The organism is Nonomuraea maheshkhaliensis (assembly GCF_039529435.1).
GTDB lineage: Bacteria > Actinomycetota > Actinomycetes > Streptosporangiales > Streptosporangiaceae > Nonomuraea > Nonomuraea maheshkhaliensis.
In genome coordinates this window covers 1-14,272 of the sequence record NZ_BAAAMU010000074.1, presented here as the reverse complement: position 1 = coordinate 14,272, position 14,272 = coordinate 1, and the positions used below count along the sequence as shown (strand labels likewise).

The window sequence follows — 14,272 nt, the reverse complement described above, 5'->3', positions numbered from 1 at the left end:
GGTTGGATGGGGGACATGACGGTTTCGATCCCTCCCCGTGTGCTGACCGTCGCCGGCTCCGACTCCGGCGGCGGCGCGGGCATCCAGGCCGACCTGAAGACCATGCTGGCCATGGGCGTCCACGGCATGAGCGTCATCACCGCGGTCACGGCCCAGAACTCCCTGGGCGTCCAGGGCTACTGGGAGCTGCCGCCCGAGGCCGTACGCGCGCAGCTCGACTCCGTGCTGGGTGACATCGGCGCCCAGGCGGTGAAGACCGGCATGCTGGCCTCGCCCGCGCTCGTCGAGACGGTCGCCGGCGTGCTCGCCTCCTGCTCCGCGCCCGTGATCGTCGATCCCGTCGGGGTGTCCAAGCACGGCGACACGCTGCTCGTGCCCGAGGCCGTCGAGACGCTGCGCACCCGGCTGCTGCCCGTCGCCACCGTGGTGACGCCCAACCTGTGGGAGGTGGAGCAGCTCACCTCCGTCAAGGTGGAGGACGAGGACGGGCTTCGGCGGGCCGCGGACGCCGTGCTGGAACTGGGGCCCACCTGGGCGCTGATCAAGGGCGGCCACCTGCCCGGGCCTCCGGTGGACCTGCTCACGGACGGCACCTCCGAGTACCGCTTCACCGCCGACCGCCTCGACAACCGCCACACCCACGGCACCGGCTGCACCCTGGCCTCCGCCATCGCCTCCCGCCTCGCCCTGGGCGACGACGTGCCGGCCGCGGTGGGCCGGGCCAAGGAGTACGTGACGGGCGCGATCGCCCACGGCTTCCCGCTGGGCGAGGGCATCGGCCCAGTGGACCACGCCTGGCAGTGGCGCCCCTGACCCACGCCGTACGGCCGTCTACGGGGCACGGCGGCCCACCGGGCAAGCGTCATCCGTACGGCACGGCTGCGCACGCTGTGGGGCCGCCCACGCGGTCATGCGCCGATGTGCGCCCTCTGCGGTCCTCGCGGTGCCCGTCAGCCCGCGCCTTCGCCCGGTCGCCGGGGAGGAGTGGCGACGCCCAGGGTCGGCGGCGCCGAGGACCGATGGTGTGGTGCCGAGGACTGGTGGCGTGAAGGGTCGGCGGTGCCGAGAATCGGTGGCGCCGAGGGGCAGCGGTGCCAAGAGCTGGGGTGCCGAGGTGAGGGCCGGGGGCGGAGGTGGCGCCGGGGGGTGGGTATGACGAAGGCCCGCTGCTCCCCAGGGGAGGCGGGCCTTCGTGGAAGTGAGAACTAGCGGGTGACCTTGCCCGCCTTGATGCACGAGGTGCACACGTTCAGCTTCTTCGGCGTGCCGCCGATGACCGCGCGGACCGTCTGGATGTTGGGGTTCCAACGACGGCGGGTGCGGCGGTGAGAGTGGGACACGTTGTTGCCGAAGGTCGGCCCCTTGCGGCAGACATCGCAGACGGAAGCCACGGTATCGCTCCTTAAAACAGTCGATATAGCCCTGTCCGCTGATGCTTTCCGGGCGGAGGGCATGCCGGGACAACCGGCCAGCCAGTCGAGAATATCTGATGCGCACTATGAGCGCGAACCAGAGCATCTGGATCGGGTCAGGGCGGCGATATCCTCCTCGCACAACGGTAGCGCATGGGCGGAGGTCGCAGGACGCACATGAAGATCCTCGACCCGCCCGCGGTGCGCCGCTGGGCCCGCCTGGCCGCCGACGCGCTCGGCCACGCCAGGTCGGAGATCGACGCGCTCAACGTGTTCCCGGTGGCCGACGGCGACACCGGCACCAATCTGCACCTGACCCTGCTGTCCGCGGCCGAGGCCGTCGAGTCGCTGCCCGAGGACGTGGACGCGGCCGTCGTGTGGCAGACGCTCTCGTACGGAGCTCTGGTGGGGGCGCGCGGCAACTCGGGCGTGATCGTCAGCCAGGCGTTACGCGGCCTCGCCGAGGTGCTGAAGGACGGCGAGGACCTGCGTGCCGGGCTGCTCAGGGCCGCCGTACTGGCCAGGGAGGCGGTCGCCAGGCCGGTCGAGGGCACGGTGCTGAGCGTGCTGGAGTCGGCGGCGCTGGCCGTGCAGGGGGTGGACGGCGACCTGCCCGAGGTGGCTCGGCAGGCGGCGGGCGAGGCGCGGGCCGCGCTGCGCCGTACCCCTGGTCAGCTCGACGTGCTGGCCCGCAGTGGCGTCGTGGACGCGGGCGGCGCGGGGGCGGCGATCGTCCTGGAGACGCTGGCCGCCGTGATCACCGGCTCCCACGCCGACCGCTACGAGGTGCCCGCCCCCACCCTGCGCGTGTCGCCGATGACCGAGGTCGGGGCGGGCTACGAGGTGATGTACCTGCTGGACGCCGAGGACGGCGCGGTGGCCGGGCTGCGGGCGGAGCTCGACGCCATGGGCGACTCGCTGGTCGTGGTCGGCGGCGAGGGGCTGTGGAACGTGCACGTCCACGTGGTCGAGGCCGGGCCCGCGGTCGAGGCGGGCATCCGCGCGGGCCGGCCGCACCGGATCAGGATCACGTACCTGGCCGAGAGCACGCACACCGGCGGCGCGGGCAGGGGCGTCGTGGCGGTCGCCGCGGGCGACGGGATCGCGGCGCTGTTCGAGGAGTGCGGCGCGGTCGTGGTGCGCCGCACGCCCGGCACCCGTCCCACGCTGCCCGCCCTGCTGGCGGCGATCAGGCAGGCGGGCGCCGAGGTCGCGGTGCTGCCGAACGACGAGGGTGTACGCGCGGTCGCCGCCGCGGCGGCGGAGATCGCTCGCGAGGACGGCGTGGTGGTCAGCGTGCTGCCCACGAAGGCGACCGTGCAGGGCCTGGCGGCGCTGGCCGTGCACGACCCGCTGCGCCGCTTCGACGACGACGTGGTGGCGATGACGGACGCGGCCGGGCACACGAGGTACGGACATGTGACGGTGGCGGACAGGGAGGCGTTCACCAGCGCCGGGGTGTGCCGTCCGGGCGACGTGCTCGGCATGATCGACGGGGACGTGGCGGTGATCGGCGACTCGGTCGCGGACGTGGCCGTGACGGTGGTGGACCGGATGGTCGCGGGCGGGGGCGAACTGGTCACGCTCGTCACGGGGGAGCGGGCGCCGCAGGACCTGGCGGGCCTGGTGGAGGAGCATCTCGGACGTACGCGGCCCGGTGTGGATCTGGTCGTGTACGACGGCGAGCAGGGCGGCTACCCCGTGCTGATCGGCGTGGAGTGAGGGTCTGCCCGCTCCTGCATCGGAGTGGAGTGAGCGTCGCCGGGGTTCCTGTCGGCCGCAGGCGGTAGAACTTATTGCCGTGAGCCGTTTCGACGAGCCTCTGACGAAGGCGCTCGACCCGAAGACCGCCAAGCTGCTGCACAGCGTGCTCGACCTTGAGACGGTCGGCGACCTGCTGCGCCACTACCCCCGGCGCTACGCCGAGCGCGGCGAGCTGACCTCGCTCGACGCGCTGGAGGTGGACGAGCACGTCACCGTGGTGGGCGAGGTGAGCCGGCTGATGCGCAAGCCCATGCGCAACCGCGGCGGCACCTGGCTGGAGGTCGAGGTCGTCGACGGCAACCGCAACAAGATCTACCTGTCGTTCTTCGGCAAGGGCTCCCACGTGGCCGAGTCGCGGCTCAAACCGGGGCGGCGCGGGATGTTCGCCGGCAAGGTGGGGCTGTTCGGGTCGCGGACGAGTCCGCGCTGGCAGCTCGCCCACCCGGAGTTCGAGCTGTTCGAGGAGAGCGAGGCGAGCGCCGAGGAGTTCGCGTCGGCGCCGGTGCCGATCTACCCGGCGGGCAAGGACCTGACGCCGTGGGCGATCAGGCGCGCGATCGGCATCGTGCTCGACACGCTCGGCCCCCTCGACGATCCGCTGCCCGCCGCGCTGCGGGCCCGCCACGGGCTCCAGGACCTCGCGGAGGCGCTGGTGGCCGTGCACCGGCCGAAGACCATGGCCGACGTGGGCCGGGCGCGTAAGCGGCTGAAGTTCGACGAGGCGTTCGTGCTGCAGGCCGTGCTGCTCCAGCGCCGCCAGGCCGCCACCGCGTGGCCCGCGAAGCCGCGTCCAGGGCGTCCCGACGGGCTGCTCGCCGACTTCGACGCGCGGCTGCCGTTCGCGCTGACCGAGGGGCAGGAACGGGTCGGCGCGGAGATCGCCGCCGACCTGGCCCTCGAACATCCGATGCACCGGCTGCTGCAGGGCGAGGTCGGCGCGGGCAAGACGGTGGTCGCGCTGCGGGCGATGCTCCAGGTGGTCGACGCCGGCGGCCAGGCCGCGCTGCTCGCGCCCACCGAGGTGCTGGCCCAGCAGCACCACCGGTCGATCACCGCCATGCTCGGCGACCTCGCGCAGGGCGGCATGTTCGGGGGCACGGCGGTCACGTTGCTGACCGGCTCGATGGGCGCCGCCGCCCGCCGCTCGGCGCTGCTCGACGCGGCCTCGGGCACGGCCGGCATCGTCGTGGGCACCCACGCGCTGCTGCAGGAGCACGTGCAGTTCGCCGACCTGGGGCTGGTCGTGGTGGACGAGCAGCACCGGTTCGGGGTGGAGCAGCGCGACGCGCTGCGCGAGAAGGCGGGCGGCGGCCGGCCGCACGTCCTGGTGATGACCGCGACGCCGATCCCGCGCACGGTCGCCATGACGGTCTTCGGCGACCTGGAGGTCTCGACGCTGTCGCAGCTGCCGTCGGGCCGCGCCCCCATCACCACCCACGTGGTCCCCGCCGCCGAGAAGCCCCACTACCTCGAACGGACCTGGCAGCGGGTCAGGGAGGAGGTGGGCCTCGGCCGGCAGGCCTACATCGTCTGCCCGCGCATCGGCGACCTGGAGGGCGACGAGGGCGACCTGGCCGCGGCGTCGAACGGCGGCGACGACCGCCGGCCGCCGCTCGCGGTCCTCGACGTGGCCGAGCTGCTGACCGAGGGCCCCTTTCACGACCTGCGGGTCGGCACTTTGCACGGCAAGCTGCCGCCGGAGGAGAAGGACGCCGTCATGCGCTCGTTCACGCGGGGCGAGCTCGACGTCCTGGTGGCGACGACGGTGATCGAGGTCGGGGTCGACGTCCCCAACTCCTCCGTCATGATCATCATGGACGCCGACCGGTTCGGCGTCTCCCAGCTCCACCAGCTCAGAGGCCGAGTCGGCCGGGGCGGCCTGCCCGGCCTCTGCCTCCTGGTCTCCGACTTCCCCGAGGGCACTCCCGCCAGGGCCCGGCTGGACGCGGTGGCGGCCACGCTCGACGGGTTCGAGCTGTCACGGGTCGACCTGGAACAGCGGCGCGAGGGCGACGTGCTGGGCGCGGCGCAGTCGGGCAAGCGCTCGTCGCTGAAGCTGCTCCAACTGCTGAGGGACGAGGACGTGATCGCCACCGCCAGAGACGAGGCCGCGGCCCTGCTCGCGGACGACCCACAGCTCGAACGGCACACGGGCTTGAGATCGGAGATCGACCGACTCCTGGCAGACGAACGAGCGGAGTACTTGGAAAAGACCTGACGGACTGGCGCACGACGGGCCAATCGGCCGCACTTTCGCCGATGTGGCGGGTCGTATCGGGACGATGTGCCGGGCCGCTCTCTTGACCGCGCGGCCGATCACGCTCTCGACGACGTCGCCGGTCGCGCTTTTCGACCACCTGACCGGTCAAGTCGGGCTCGCGTTACGGCGGTCGGCCGGTGAAGGGTCAGAGGCCGTTTCCTGGAGGGCCCTCAGCCGGAGTGCGGTGGGTGGAAAGCCACGGCACCGCCGTAAAGGATGACGGTAGTGCCGTTGGGAGTGATGACGTGATGCCCAGCCGCGGGGACGGCCTCCCCCCGAATGCCGTCCCCGGCTGGGCCCACCCTCGGGTCAGGTGCCGAGGGAACCGGCGTGCGGAAGGGCTCACGATCACGCCGGTCGGCCTTCATGTGGGTCACCTTGAAGGCCGCAGAACTCATCATGCGTGCCCGTCCGGCCGATGTGAATCATCCTTGCGTATCCGAGGCAGACACTTGTCCACTCTTGACCTGCGCGAACATGCGGAACAATGGGTCACATGACGCGGATCATCGCAGGCACGGCGGGTGGGCGGCGTCTGGCCGTGCCGCCGGGGCGCGGCACGAGGCCTACCAGTGACAGGGCGCGGGAAGGGATCCTCTTGACGCTCGATTCCCTGCGCGGGCTGCGGGGCGCCCGTGTGCTCGACCTGTACGCCGGTTCGGGCGCGGTCGGGCTGGAGACGCTGTCGCGGGGCGCGGCGGAGGCGGTGCTGGTGGAGTCGGATCCGAAGGCGGTCCGGACGATCAGGGCCAACGTCGGGACGCTGGGGCTCGCGGGCGCCCGGGTGGTGGCGGACAAGGTGGAGCGGCTGCTGGCGAAGCCGGCCGACGGGCCGTACGACATCGTGTTCGCCGATCCGCCGTACGCGGTCTCCGGCGACGACGTCCAGAAGGTGCTGGAGCTGCTGCGCGACAACGATTGGTTGGCAGATGAGGCTTTGGTGGCGTTCGAGAGGGAAACCAGGGGAAAGCCCCTCATGTGGCCTGAAGGGTACGTTGAGGAGAGGGTCCGTCGTTATGGCGAAGCATCCGTTTGGTACGGTCGCGCCGCCGGGAACCCGTAGACCTGGGAGGCGTCTTGCGCCGCGTAGTCTGCCCGGGGTCGTTCGACCCCATCACCAATGGTCATCTCGACATCATCGGCCGCTCGGCGCGGCTGTACGACGAGGTGACCGTGGCAGTCCTCATCAACGTCGAGAAGAGCAGCCTGTTCACGGTTGACGAACGCATCGAGATCCTGCAGACCGTGACCAAGGAGTACCCGAACGTCAAAGTGCGGAAATTCCATGGCCTGCTGGTCGATTTCTGCAGACAGAACGACATCCCCGCCATCGTCAAGGGCATCAGAGTGGTCAGCGACTTCGACTACGAGCTGCAGATGGCGCAGCTCAACTACCGCCTGTCGGGAGTGGAGACGCTGTTCATGCCCACCAACCCCGAATACTCGTTCCTGTCGTCCTCGCGGGTGAAGGAGATCGCCCGATACGGCGGCGACGTCTCCGGTCTCGTGCCGGACCTGGTGCACACCCTGCTCATCGAGCGGCTCAGGGGCTGAGCGCGAGCTGCTATCCTTTCATTTCGGCCTTGTACGACGGCGATCCTTGTCGCCATGCCTAGCGAGAGCAGGATGACTCAGCACCTCGACCCCCGCTCCCCTTGGGTGATCTCCACTCATGACCTGGGAAAGCGGCCGGGCACGATGAGGCAGATGACTCTGACTCTCCCGGCACCGGCGGATCTCGGCGTCGACATGATCGGTGTCCCCAAAGACGCCGATGTCGAGCTGGACCTCCGGCTCGAAGCAGTGATGGAAGGCGTGCTCGTCTCGGGCACGGCGCATTCCCCGCTCGCCGGGGAGTGCGCGCGGTGCCTCGACCCGGTCTCCTCGGAGATCGAGGTCGGCTTGCAGGAGCTGTTCTTCTACTCCGACGAGGACGCCTCGGAGGACGACTCACTGCTCGACGGTGAGCTGTTCGACCTCGAGCCGACGTTCCGCGACGCGGTGGTGCTCGCACTGCCGCTGAGCCCCGTCTGCGGTGACGACTGCCAGGGGCTCTGCCCGGAGTGTGGGATCAAGCTGGCCGAGGCCGGCGACGATCACCGGCACGAGAAGATCGACGCCCGCTGGGCGTCGTTGCAAGGTCTGATTTCCGACAAAGATAACGATCAGGAGAAGTGACGTGGCCGTCCCGAAGCGAAAGATGTCGCGGAGCAACACCCGCGCCCGTCGCTCCCAGTGGAAGACGACTGCTGTCGCCCTGGTGAGCTGCCCGCAGTGCCGTTCGCCCAAGCAGCCGCACATCGCGTGCCCCACCTGCGGCACCTACAACCGTCGTCAGGTCATCGAGCCGTCCGCCTGATCCGCTGACGCGGCCCGATCGCCGGGTCGCCGTTCCGCCCAGCGCGCGACGGTGGCCGGCGCCGGAGGTTCCGCTCCAGCAGTTGACGTGATGCCGACCGGGTGCCAAAGTGCCTCGGTCGGCGTTACCGTCTCTTAGATGTGTGCGGCGGTTCGCCCGCGGCCGTGGTGGACGCCGGGGCTATGCCCGGTACCCCGACGCCCACCACGTTTTCGGGCATCATGCGCAGCCGACGCGCCGTGTGAAGATGTCCGAGGAGGAAACACGTGGGCGCAGGTCCTAAGCCGGTGGCCGTCGAGGTCGCCAGAGAAGAGCTGGAGCGGGTCCTTTCTGTCGGTCTCGGCCACGACATCCTGGAGCGGGCGCTGACGCACCGCTCCTACGCGTACGAGAACGGTGGCCTGCCCACCAACGAGCGCCTGGAGTTCCTGGGCGACTCGGTGCTGGGCCTGGTGGTCACCGACACCCTCTACCGCAACCACCCCGACCTGCCCGAGGGGCAGCTGGCCAAACTCCGCGCCGCGGTGGTCAACATGCGCGCGCTGGCCGACGTGGCCAGAGGGCTCGGCCTGGGCCGGTTCCTGCGGCTCGGCAGGGGCGAGGAGGGCACGGGCGGGCGCGACAAGTCGTCCATCCTGGCCGACACCCTTGAGGCGCTGATCGGCGCGATCTACGTCGACAAGGGGCTCGACGAGGCGTTCCGGGTGGTCCACCTGCTGTTCGACCCGCTGATCGTGCGCTCGGCCTCGCTCGGCGCCGGGCTCGACTGGAAGACCTCGCTGCAGGAGCTGACCGCCTCCGAGGCGCTCGGCGTGCCCGAATACCACGTCGAGGAGAGCGGCCCCGACCACGCCAAGTCGTTCACGGCGATGGTGCGGGTCGGCGGCGAGTCCTATGGCTCGGGCAACGGGCGCAGCAAGAAGGAGGCCGAGCAGCAGGCGGCCGAGGCGGCCTGGACCCGCATCAGGGCCCGCCGCGAGCAGCGCGAGAGCCAGCCCGCCGGCTGACCCCCCGACCGACCGGCCCGCCACGCCGGACGGCGGCGATCGACGGGCCGGAAGGCCGGACGCCGGCCGACGAGATGCGGGCGTCCCGCGGGCCGGGAACGGCTGCCGGATCAGCGCGGAGCGGAGCTCTGGAGGATGGTTCTGGAGCTCCCGGATGTTGTCCTGAAGGTGAGAGCTAGGTTGCCCCAGCGTCCAGAGGGCGAGGTCGGAAGTGCCTGAGCTGCCGGAGGTCGAGGTCGTCAGGCGCGGCCTCGCGCAATGGGTGACCGGGCGTGAGATCGCCGGCGCCGAGGTGCTCCACCCCCGCGCGATCCGCCGCCACGTGCCCGGCGCCGACGAGTTCGCCGCCCGGCTCAAGGGCCGCGTGCTCATGTCCGCCGAGCGCCGCGGCAAATACCTGTGGCTCCCGCTGTCGGGCGCGGACGAGGCGCTCATGGCCCACCTGGGGATGAGCGGCCAGCTGCTCGTGGTGGACGGCGACACGGCGCCGGAGAAGCATCTGCGGGTACGCGTGCGCTTCGAGGACGGCGGCCCCGACCTGCGCTTCGTCGATCAGCGCACGTTCGGCCACGTCATGCTCGCCCCGATGGCCGGCGACGTGCCCGAGCCGATCTCCCACATCGCGCCCGACCCGTTCGAGGCGGTGTTCGACGAGGCCGAGTTCACCCGCAGACTGAGGACGAAGAAGACCGAGATCAAGCGGGCCCTGCTCGACCAGTCCCTGATCAGCGGCGTGGGCAACATCTACGCCGACGAGGCACTCTGGATCGCGAAACTCCACTGGGCCCGCCCGGCGAACACGCTCACCCGCCCCAAGGTGGCCGAGCTGCTCACCGCCGTGCGCACGGTCATGGGCGCGGCGCTGCTGCAGGGCGGCACCTCGTTCGACAGCCTGTACGTCAACGTCAACGGCGAGAGCGGATACTTCGAGCGCTCGCTGGAGGTGTACGGCCGCCGCGACCAGCCCTGCTCCCGCTGCGGCAGCGCCATCAGGCGTGAGGCGTTCATGAACCGCTCGTCCTACTCCTGCCCCAGATGCCAGCGACGATCGCACTGACCAGCGTGAGCCCGGCTCCGGCCCACATGACGGCGGAGATCGGCAGCCCGTCCGCGATCCGGCCGCCGGCGAACGAGCCGAGCGCGATGGAGACGTTGAAGGAGCCGACGAAGAGCGCCGTGCCGAGCTCGCCCCCGCCTTCGCGCATGATCCACAGTTGCAGGGTGACGCCGACGCCGCCGTAGCCGAGGCCCCACGCCACGAGCGCCACCAGGGGCGGCAGGGCGGTCAGCGCCAGCGCCGCCATCGACAGCGTCATGAGGCCGGTCAGCACGATCAGCGTGGCCCTGGGGTTCCTGGCCGCGCGGGCCCCGGCGGCGAAGTTGCCCGCCACGCCGGCGGCGCCGTACAGGAGGAGTGCGGCGCCGATGAAGGCGGCGCCGGCGAGCGAGACGTGTTCGAGGAACGGGCGGACGTAGGTGTAGGCGGCGAAGTGGCCGGAGACGGTCAGCGCGGTCAGCAGCAGCACGACGTTCAGCGGCCCTGAGAGCCACGAGAGGCGCTTCTCCCGCGCCGCCGCGTCCGCGGACCCGGCCGGGGGCCGCAAGGGCGGCAGCGTCACCGCCAGCAGCACGAGAAGGCCGAGCGCCAGCACCCCGGCGGCGGCGAACGCGATGCGCCACCCCGCGAACGACGAGACGAACGTCGCCGCGGGCACCCCGAGCACCGAGGCCACCGACACGCCGGACAGGATGATCGACGTGGCCCGCCCGACGGACCGCTCGGGGACCAGCCGAGTCCCGAGCCCGGCCGCGAAGGCCCAGAACCCGCCGATGCTCACTCCGGTCAGCACCCTGGCGGCCAGCATGACCAGGTGGTTCTGCGCCAGCGCGCCGGCCAGGTCCGCCACCGCCAGCACCGCCATCAGCCCGAGCAGGATCGTCCTGCGGTCGATCTCCCGCGCGGCCAGCGCCAGCACGGGCGCGGCGACCGCGGCGACGAGGCCGGTGAGCGACATCGTCAGCCCGGCCGTGCCCGTGGACACCCCGAGGTCGGAGGCGATCGAGGTGAGCAGGCCGACGGGCAGCATCTCGCTGCTCACGATGGTGAAGGTGCCCATCGCGACGGAGGTCACGGCGGGCCAGCGCGCGCGTACGGCGCCGGAAACGTCAATCGTCGTCATGCCGCCCAGCCTCCGGCCGGGCCGCGGGCGGGAACAATGACGAATGCCGAAGGCTTCCTTTAACCAGGCTCAACGATCCGCCGGAGGTGTGGGGATGGAGTTCAGGGAGCTGGAGTGCTTTCTCGTGCTCAGCGAGGAGCTGCACTTCGCGCGTACGGCCGAGCGCCTTTATCTGTCGCCGGGAAGGGTGAGCCAGCTCATGCGCTCCCTGGAGAGCAGGATCGGCGGAAGGCTGTTCGACCGGACGAGCAGGAGAGTGCGGCTGACCCCGCTCGGCGAGCGTTTCCTGGCCGACCTGCGCCCCGCCTACGACGGCCTGGCCGGCGCCGTGAACCGGGCCAGGACGGCCGCCAGGGAGGTGACGGGCGTGCTCAGGGTCGGGTTCCTGGCCACGCCGACCGACGTCGTGACGGGCAGCGTGCGCGCCTTCGAGCGGCGCAACCCGGGTTGCGCGGTCGAGCTGGTCGAGGTCCCGCTGTCCGACCCCTTCGGCCGGCTGCGGGCCGGGCAGGTGGACGTCACGTTCACGCTGCTGCCCCTGGACGAGCCCGACCTGGCCGGTGGCAGGGAGCTGAACCGGGTCGGCTACACGCTCGGCCTGTCCACCCGGCACCCGCTCGCGGGGCGGGCCGGTATCGCGGCGGAGGAGCTGGCGTCCGTGCCGCTGATCGGGCTGGACGGCCCGGCCCCGCGCTCATGGCACGAGCGGGTGGCACCCTCCGTGACCCCTTCCGGACGTCCGATTCCCCGCGCCGGTAGGGTGACCACCACCCAGGAGGGCCTGACACAGGTGGCGCTCGGCCGGGGCGGCATGCTGTTCTGCGCGCCCACGGCCATGCAGCACCAGCGCGCCGACGTCAGTTTCGTGCCCGTCACGGGGCTGCCCGCGTCGATCTTCGGTCTGGCCTGGGTGAAGAACGCGGAAAGCGCGGCCGTCAGGGCTTTCAGTGACGCGGCGGCGCAGTTGGCTGCGGAACGGGCCCCGGGGCAGGGGACCGGTGACCGGGTCCTGGTGGCGTGAAGGGGGACGAGATGGCTGAAGGCGAGGGAGACGTCCGGCTGACCGCCTGGGTGCGTGGCCGCGTCCAGGGCGTGGGCTTCCGCTGGTGGACGCGGGCGCGGGCGCTGGAGCTCGATCTCGTGGGGTGGGCCCGCAACACCGACGACGGCCGCGTGGAGGTGGTCGCGGAGGGATCACGCGAGGCGTGCGTCAAGCTGCTGGAGCTGCTGAGAAGTTGCGACACGCCGGGAAGAGTGGATGGAGTAGTGGAACGATGGAGCGAACCCCGAGGTAGTTTGGGCGGGTTTGTCGAGCGGTAGCCGCTTTTGTCAAACGCCCCAAATAGGGTATAGTTGTATGTCGGGAGTGCCCATCAGTAGGGCTCAGCGGTTGGTTCGACTTGACCGCCCACACTGCCGGTGCGACTCTTGTTAGGTACCACGCGCACCCCTCCCGCGGAATAGAAGTGCGCGAACCAGTCTGGTCACTCAGCGTGGAGGACCCTTTACCATGGCGAAGGCTCTACTCGGCCACGTCGGCGGTCCTGACCCTCGGATGGTCTCGGAAATGCGCCGCCTGCAGCAGCGTATCCGGGATCTGGAGGCAGAACTCATCCGACTTCAGGCCACCAATGACGCTCTTGCGGCGCAAACCCGCGACGAGGCGATAAGCCGTATGCAGGAGCGCGAGCCGGCACTCACCTGAGAGTGATCGGAGCGCAACCCAGGGACGTCTCACAGAGGCGTCCCTTGTTATTTTCCCCGAATGCCAAAGCCCTGGTCAAACGCGGTACATAAGCAGTTGCCGCCGCCGGGCGGCGCGGACCAGTAGGCTTTTCCGCAGTCCGTTTCAGGGGAAGGGGGTCGCGCTTGTATCTCAAGACCCTCACCCTGCGCGGCTTCAAGTCCTTCGCCTCCGCGACCGCCCTGCGCTTCGAGCCCGGCATCACATGCGTCGTGGGCCCCAACGGCTCGGGCAAGTCCAACGTGGTCGACGCCCTGGCCTGGGTCATGGGCGAACACAGCGCCAAGTCGCTGCGCGGCGGCAAGATGGAAGACGTGATCTTCGCCGGCACCTCGTCCCGGCCGCCGCTCGGCCGCGCCGAGGTCACGCTGACCATCGACAACACCGACGGCGCGCTGCCGATCGACTACACCGAGGTCACGATCAGCCGGCTGATGTTCAGGTCCGGGCAGAGCGAATACGCGATCAACGGTGACACCTGCCGCCTGCTCGACATCCAGGAGCTGCTGTCCGACTCCGGCATCGGCCGCGAGATGCACGTGATCGTGGGGCAGGGCCAGCTCGACGCCGTGCTGCACGCGGGCCCGGAAGACCGGCGCGCGTTCATCGAAGAGGCCGCCGGCGTGCTCAAGCACCGCAAGCGCAAGGAGAAGGCGCTACGGAAGCTCGACGCCATGCAGGCCAACCTGACCCGCGTTCAAGACCTCGCCACCGAGCTGCGCCGCCAGCTCAAGCCGCTGGGCCGCCAGGCGGAGATCGCCCGCAAGGCCGCCGTCATCCAGGCCGACCTGCGTGACGCCCGGCTGCGGTTGCTGGCCGACGACGTGTGCATCCTGCGTGCCACGCTGGAGCGCGAGGCCGCCGACGAGGCCGCGATCACGGCCAGGCGGCAGCAGGTCGAGGCCGAGCTGGCCGAGGGGCAGCAGCGCGAGGCCGCCCTTGAGGCCGCCGAGGCCGAGACCCAGCCCCGGCTGGCCGCCGCGCAGGAGACCTACTTCAGGCTCTCCTCCCTGCGCGAGCGCATCACCGGCCTGGAGCAGCTCGCCTCAGAACGCCACCGCCACGCGCTCGACGCCGCCGCCATCGAGCGCCGCGGCCGCGACCCAGAAGACCTGGAGCGCGAGGCCGCCGAGGTGCGCGAGCGCGAGCTGATCCTGCGGGCCGAGCTGGAGCAGGCCCAGGAGCTGCTGGACGACGCCGTGCAGCGGCGGGCCGAGGCCGAGGCGGAGCTGGGCGAGGAGGAGCGGCGGCTCGCGCTGGCCGCCAGGGCCCCCCCCGACCGCCGCGAGGGCCTGGCCAAGCTGCGCGGCCAGGTCGATTCCGTACGCAGCAGAGGCCGCGCAGCCGAAGAGGAGATCGGACGCCTGCGGCAGGCCGTGGCCGACGCGACCCGGCGCGAGCGGCAGGCCAGAGAAGACCTGGAGGCCCAGCGGATCGACGAGCCGGCCACCGATCCCGCGCTGGCCGAAGAGCTGGCCGCCGCGCAGGCCGCCGTCGAGGAGGCCAAGGCGGTGGCCGACGAGGCCAGGGCGGCGGCGGAGGAGGC

The 14,272-nt window shown here is 71.1% G+C and carries 15 protein-coding genes; 13 read left to right on the top strand and 2 right to left on the bottom strand.

What is annotated here, in order from left to right; all coding sequences use genetic code 11:
- Nucleotides 1-6 precede the first annotated feature (6 nt).
- Entirely contained in the window at nucleotides 7-813 is an 807-nt protein-coding gene (gene thiD / locus ABFX54_RS36770; RefSeq protein WP_346111344.1) for a bifunctional hydroxymethylpyrimidine kinase/phosphomethylpyrimidine kinase, read from the top strand.
- Nucleotides 814-1,205: 392 nt separating this feature from the next.
- Here thiD and rpmB read toward each other — a convergent pair whose 3' ends face one another.
- Nucleotides 1,206-1,391: a 50S ribosomal protein L28 gene (gene rpmB, locus ABFX54_RS36765; RefSeq protein ID WP_049556934.1), complete on the bottom strand. Its 186-nt coding sequence runs from the start codon at nucleotides 1,389-1,391 to the stop codon at nucleotides 1,206-1,208.
- 198 nt (nucleotides 1,392-1,589) lie between these two features.
- Here rpmB and ABFX54_RS36760 point away from each other — a divergent pair, with 198 nt between their 5' ends.
- The 8 genes from ABFX54_RS36760 (at nucleotide 1,590) to mutM (ending at nucleotide 9,859) form a co-directional block, all read left to right on the top strand.
- The gene (locus ABFX54_RS36760) at nucleotides 1,590-3,134 is read left to right on the top strand and encodes a DAK2 domain-containing protein (RefSeq protein ID WP_346111343.1); all 1,545 of its coding nucleotides are present in this window, start codon (nucleotides 1,590-1,592) and stop codon (nucleotides 3,132-3,134) included.
- A 79-nt stretch (nucleotides 3,135-3,213) separates the two neighbouring features.
- Entirely contained in the window at nucleotides 3,214-5,394 is a 2,181-nt protein-coding gene (gene recG / locus ABFX54_RS36755) for an ATP-dependent DNA helicase RecG (RefSeq protein WP_346111342.1), read from the top strand.
- Nucleotides 5,395-5,932: 538 nt separating this feature from the next.
- Nucleotides 5,933-6,499, top strand: a complete 567-nt coding sequence (gene rsmD, locus ABFX54_RS36750) for a 16S rRNA (guanine(966)-N(2))-methyltransferase RsmD (RefSeq protein ID WP_346111341.1) — start codon at nucleotides 5,933-5,935, stop codon at nucleotides 6,497-6,499.
- A 14-nt stretch (nucleotides 6,500-6,513) separates the two neighbouring features.
- Nucleotides 6,514-6,990 carry a pantetheine-phosphate adenylyltransferase gene (gene coaD, locus ABFX54_RS36745; protein ID WP_346111340.1) on the top strand — a complete coding sequence of 159 codons (477 nt, stop codon included), beginning with the start codon at nucleotides 6,514-6,516 and terminating at the stop codon, nucleotides 6,988-6,990.
- Nucleotides 6,991-7,062: 72 nt separating this feature from the next.
- Nucleotides 7,063-7,614 (top strand): YceD family protein, encoded by a 552-nt coding sequence (locus ABFX54_RS36740; RefSeq protein ID WP_346111339.1) that lies wholly within the window; start codon nucleotides 7,063-7,065, stop codon nucleotides 7,612-7,614.
- A 1-nt stretch (nucleotide 7,615) separates the two neighbouring features.
- A complete protein-coding gene (gene rpmF / locus ABFX54_RS36735; RefSeq protein ID WP_033409409.1) occupies nucleotides 7,616-7,795 on the top strand; it encodes a 50S ribosomal protein L32 in 180 nt (59 codons plus the stop codon).
- A 287-nt stretch (nucleotides 7,796-8,082) separates the two neighbouring features.
- Nucleotides 8,083-8,802, top strand: coding sequence for a ribonuclease III (gene rnc / locus ABFX54_RS36730; RefSeq protein ID WP_346111383.1), 720 nt, complete (start codon nucleotides 8,083-8,085; stop codon nucleotides 8,800-8,802).
- 211 nt (nucleotides 8,803-9,013) lie between these two features.
- Nucleotides 9,014-9,859, top strand: a complete 846-nt coding sequence (mutM, locus tag ABFX54_RS36725) for a bifunctional DNA-formamidopyrimidine glycosylase/DNA-(apurinic or apyrimidinic site) lyase (RefSeq protein ID WP_346111338.1) — start codon at nucleotides 9,014-9,016, stop codon at nucleotides 9,857-9,859.
- On the opposite strand, the gene ABFX54_RS36720 is transcribed toward mutM, so the two are convergent.
- Entirely contained in the window at nucleotides 9,807-10,982 is a 1,176-nt protein-coding gene (locus ABFX54_RS36720; protein WP_346111337.1) for an MFS transporter, read from the bottom strand. The two genes, mutM and ABFX54_RS36720, sit on opposite strands and share 53 nt — an antisense overlap.
- Nucleotides 10,983-11,076: 94 nt before the next feature.
- Between ABFX54_RS36720 and ABFX54_RS36715 the strand changes: the two genes are divergently transcribed.
- From ABFX54_RS36715 to ABFX54_RS36700, 4 genes are all read left to right on the top strand, one after another.
- Nucleotides 11,077-12,003, top strand: a complete 927-nt coding sequence (locus ABFX54_RS36715; RefSeq protein ID WP_346111336.1) for a LysR family transcriptional regulator — start codon at nucleotides 11,077-11,079, stop codon at nucleotides 12,001-12,003.
- 11 nt (nucleotides 12,004-12,014) lie between these two features.
- Nucleotides 12,015-12,302: an acylphosphatase gene (locus ABFX54_RS36710; protein WP_346111335.1), complete on the top strand. Its 288-nt coding sequence runs from the start codon at nucleotides 12,015-12,017 to the stop codon at nucleotides 12,300-12,302.
- A gap of 190 nt (nucleotides 12,303-12,492) precedes the next feature.
- Entirely contained in the window at nucleotides 12,493-12,687 is a 195-nt protein-coding gene (locus tag ABFX54_RS36705; RefSeq protein WP_106249247.1) for a hypothetical protein, read from the top strand.
- A 164-nt stretch (nucleotides 12,688-12,851) separates the two neighbouring features.
- Nucleotides 12,852-14,272 (top strand): chromosome segregation SMC family protein (locus ABFX54_RS36700; RefSeq protein WP_346111334.1); only part of this gene is annotated, 1,421 nt, incomplete at its 3' end.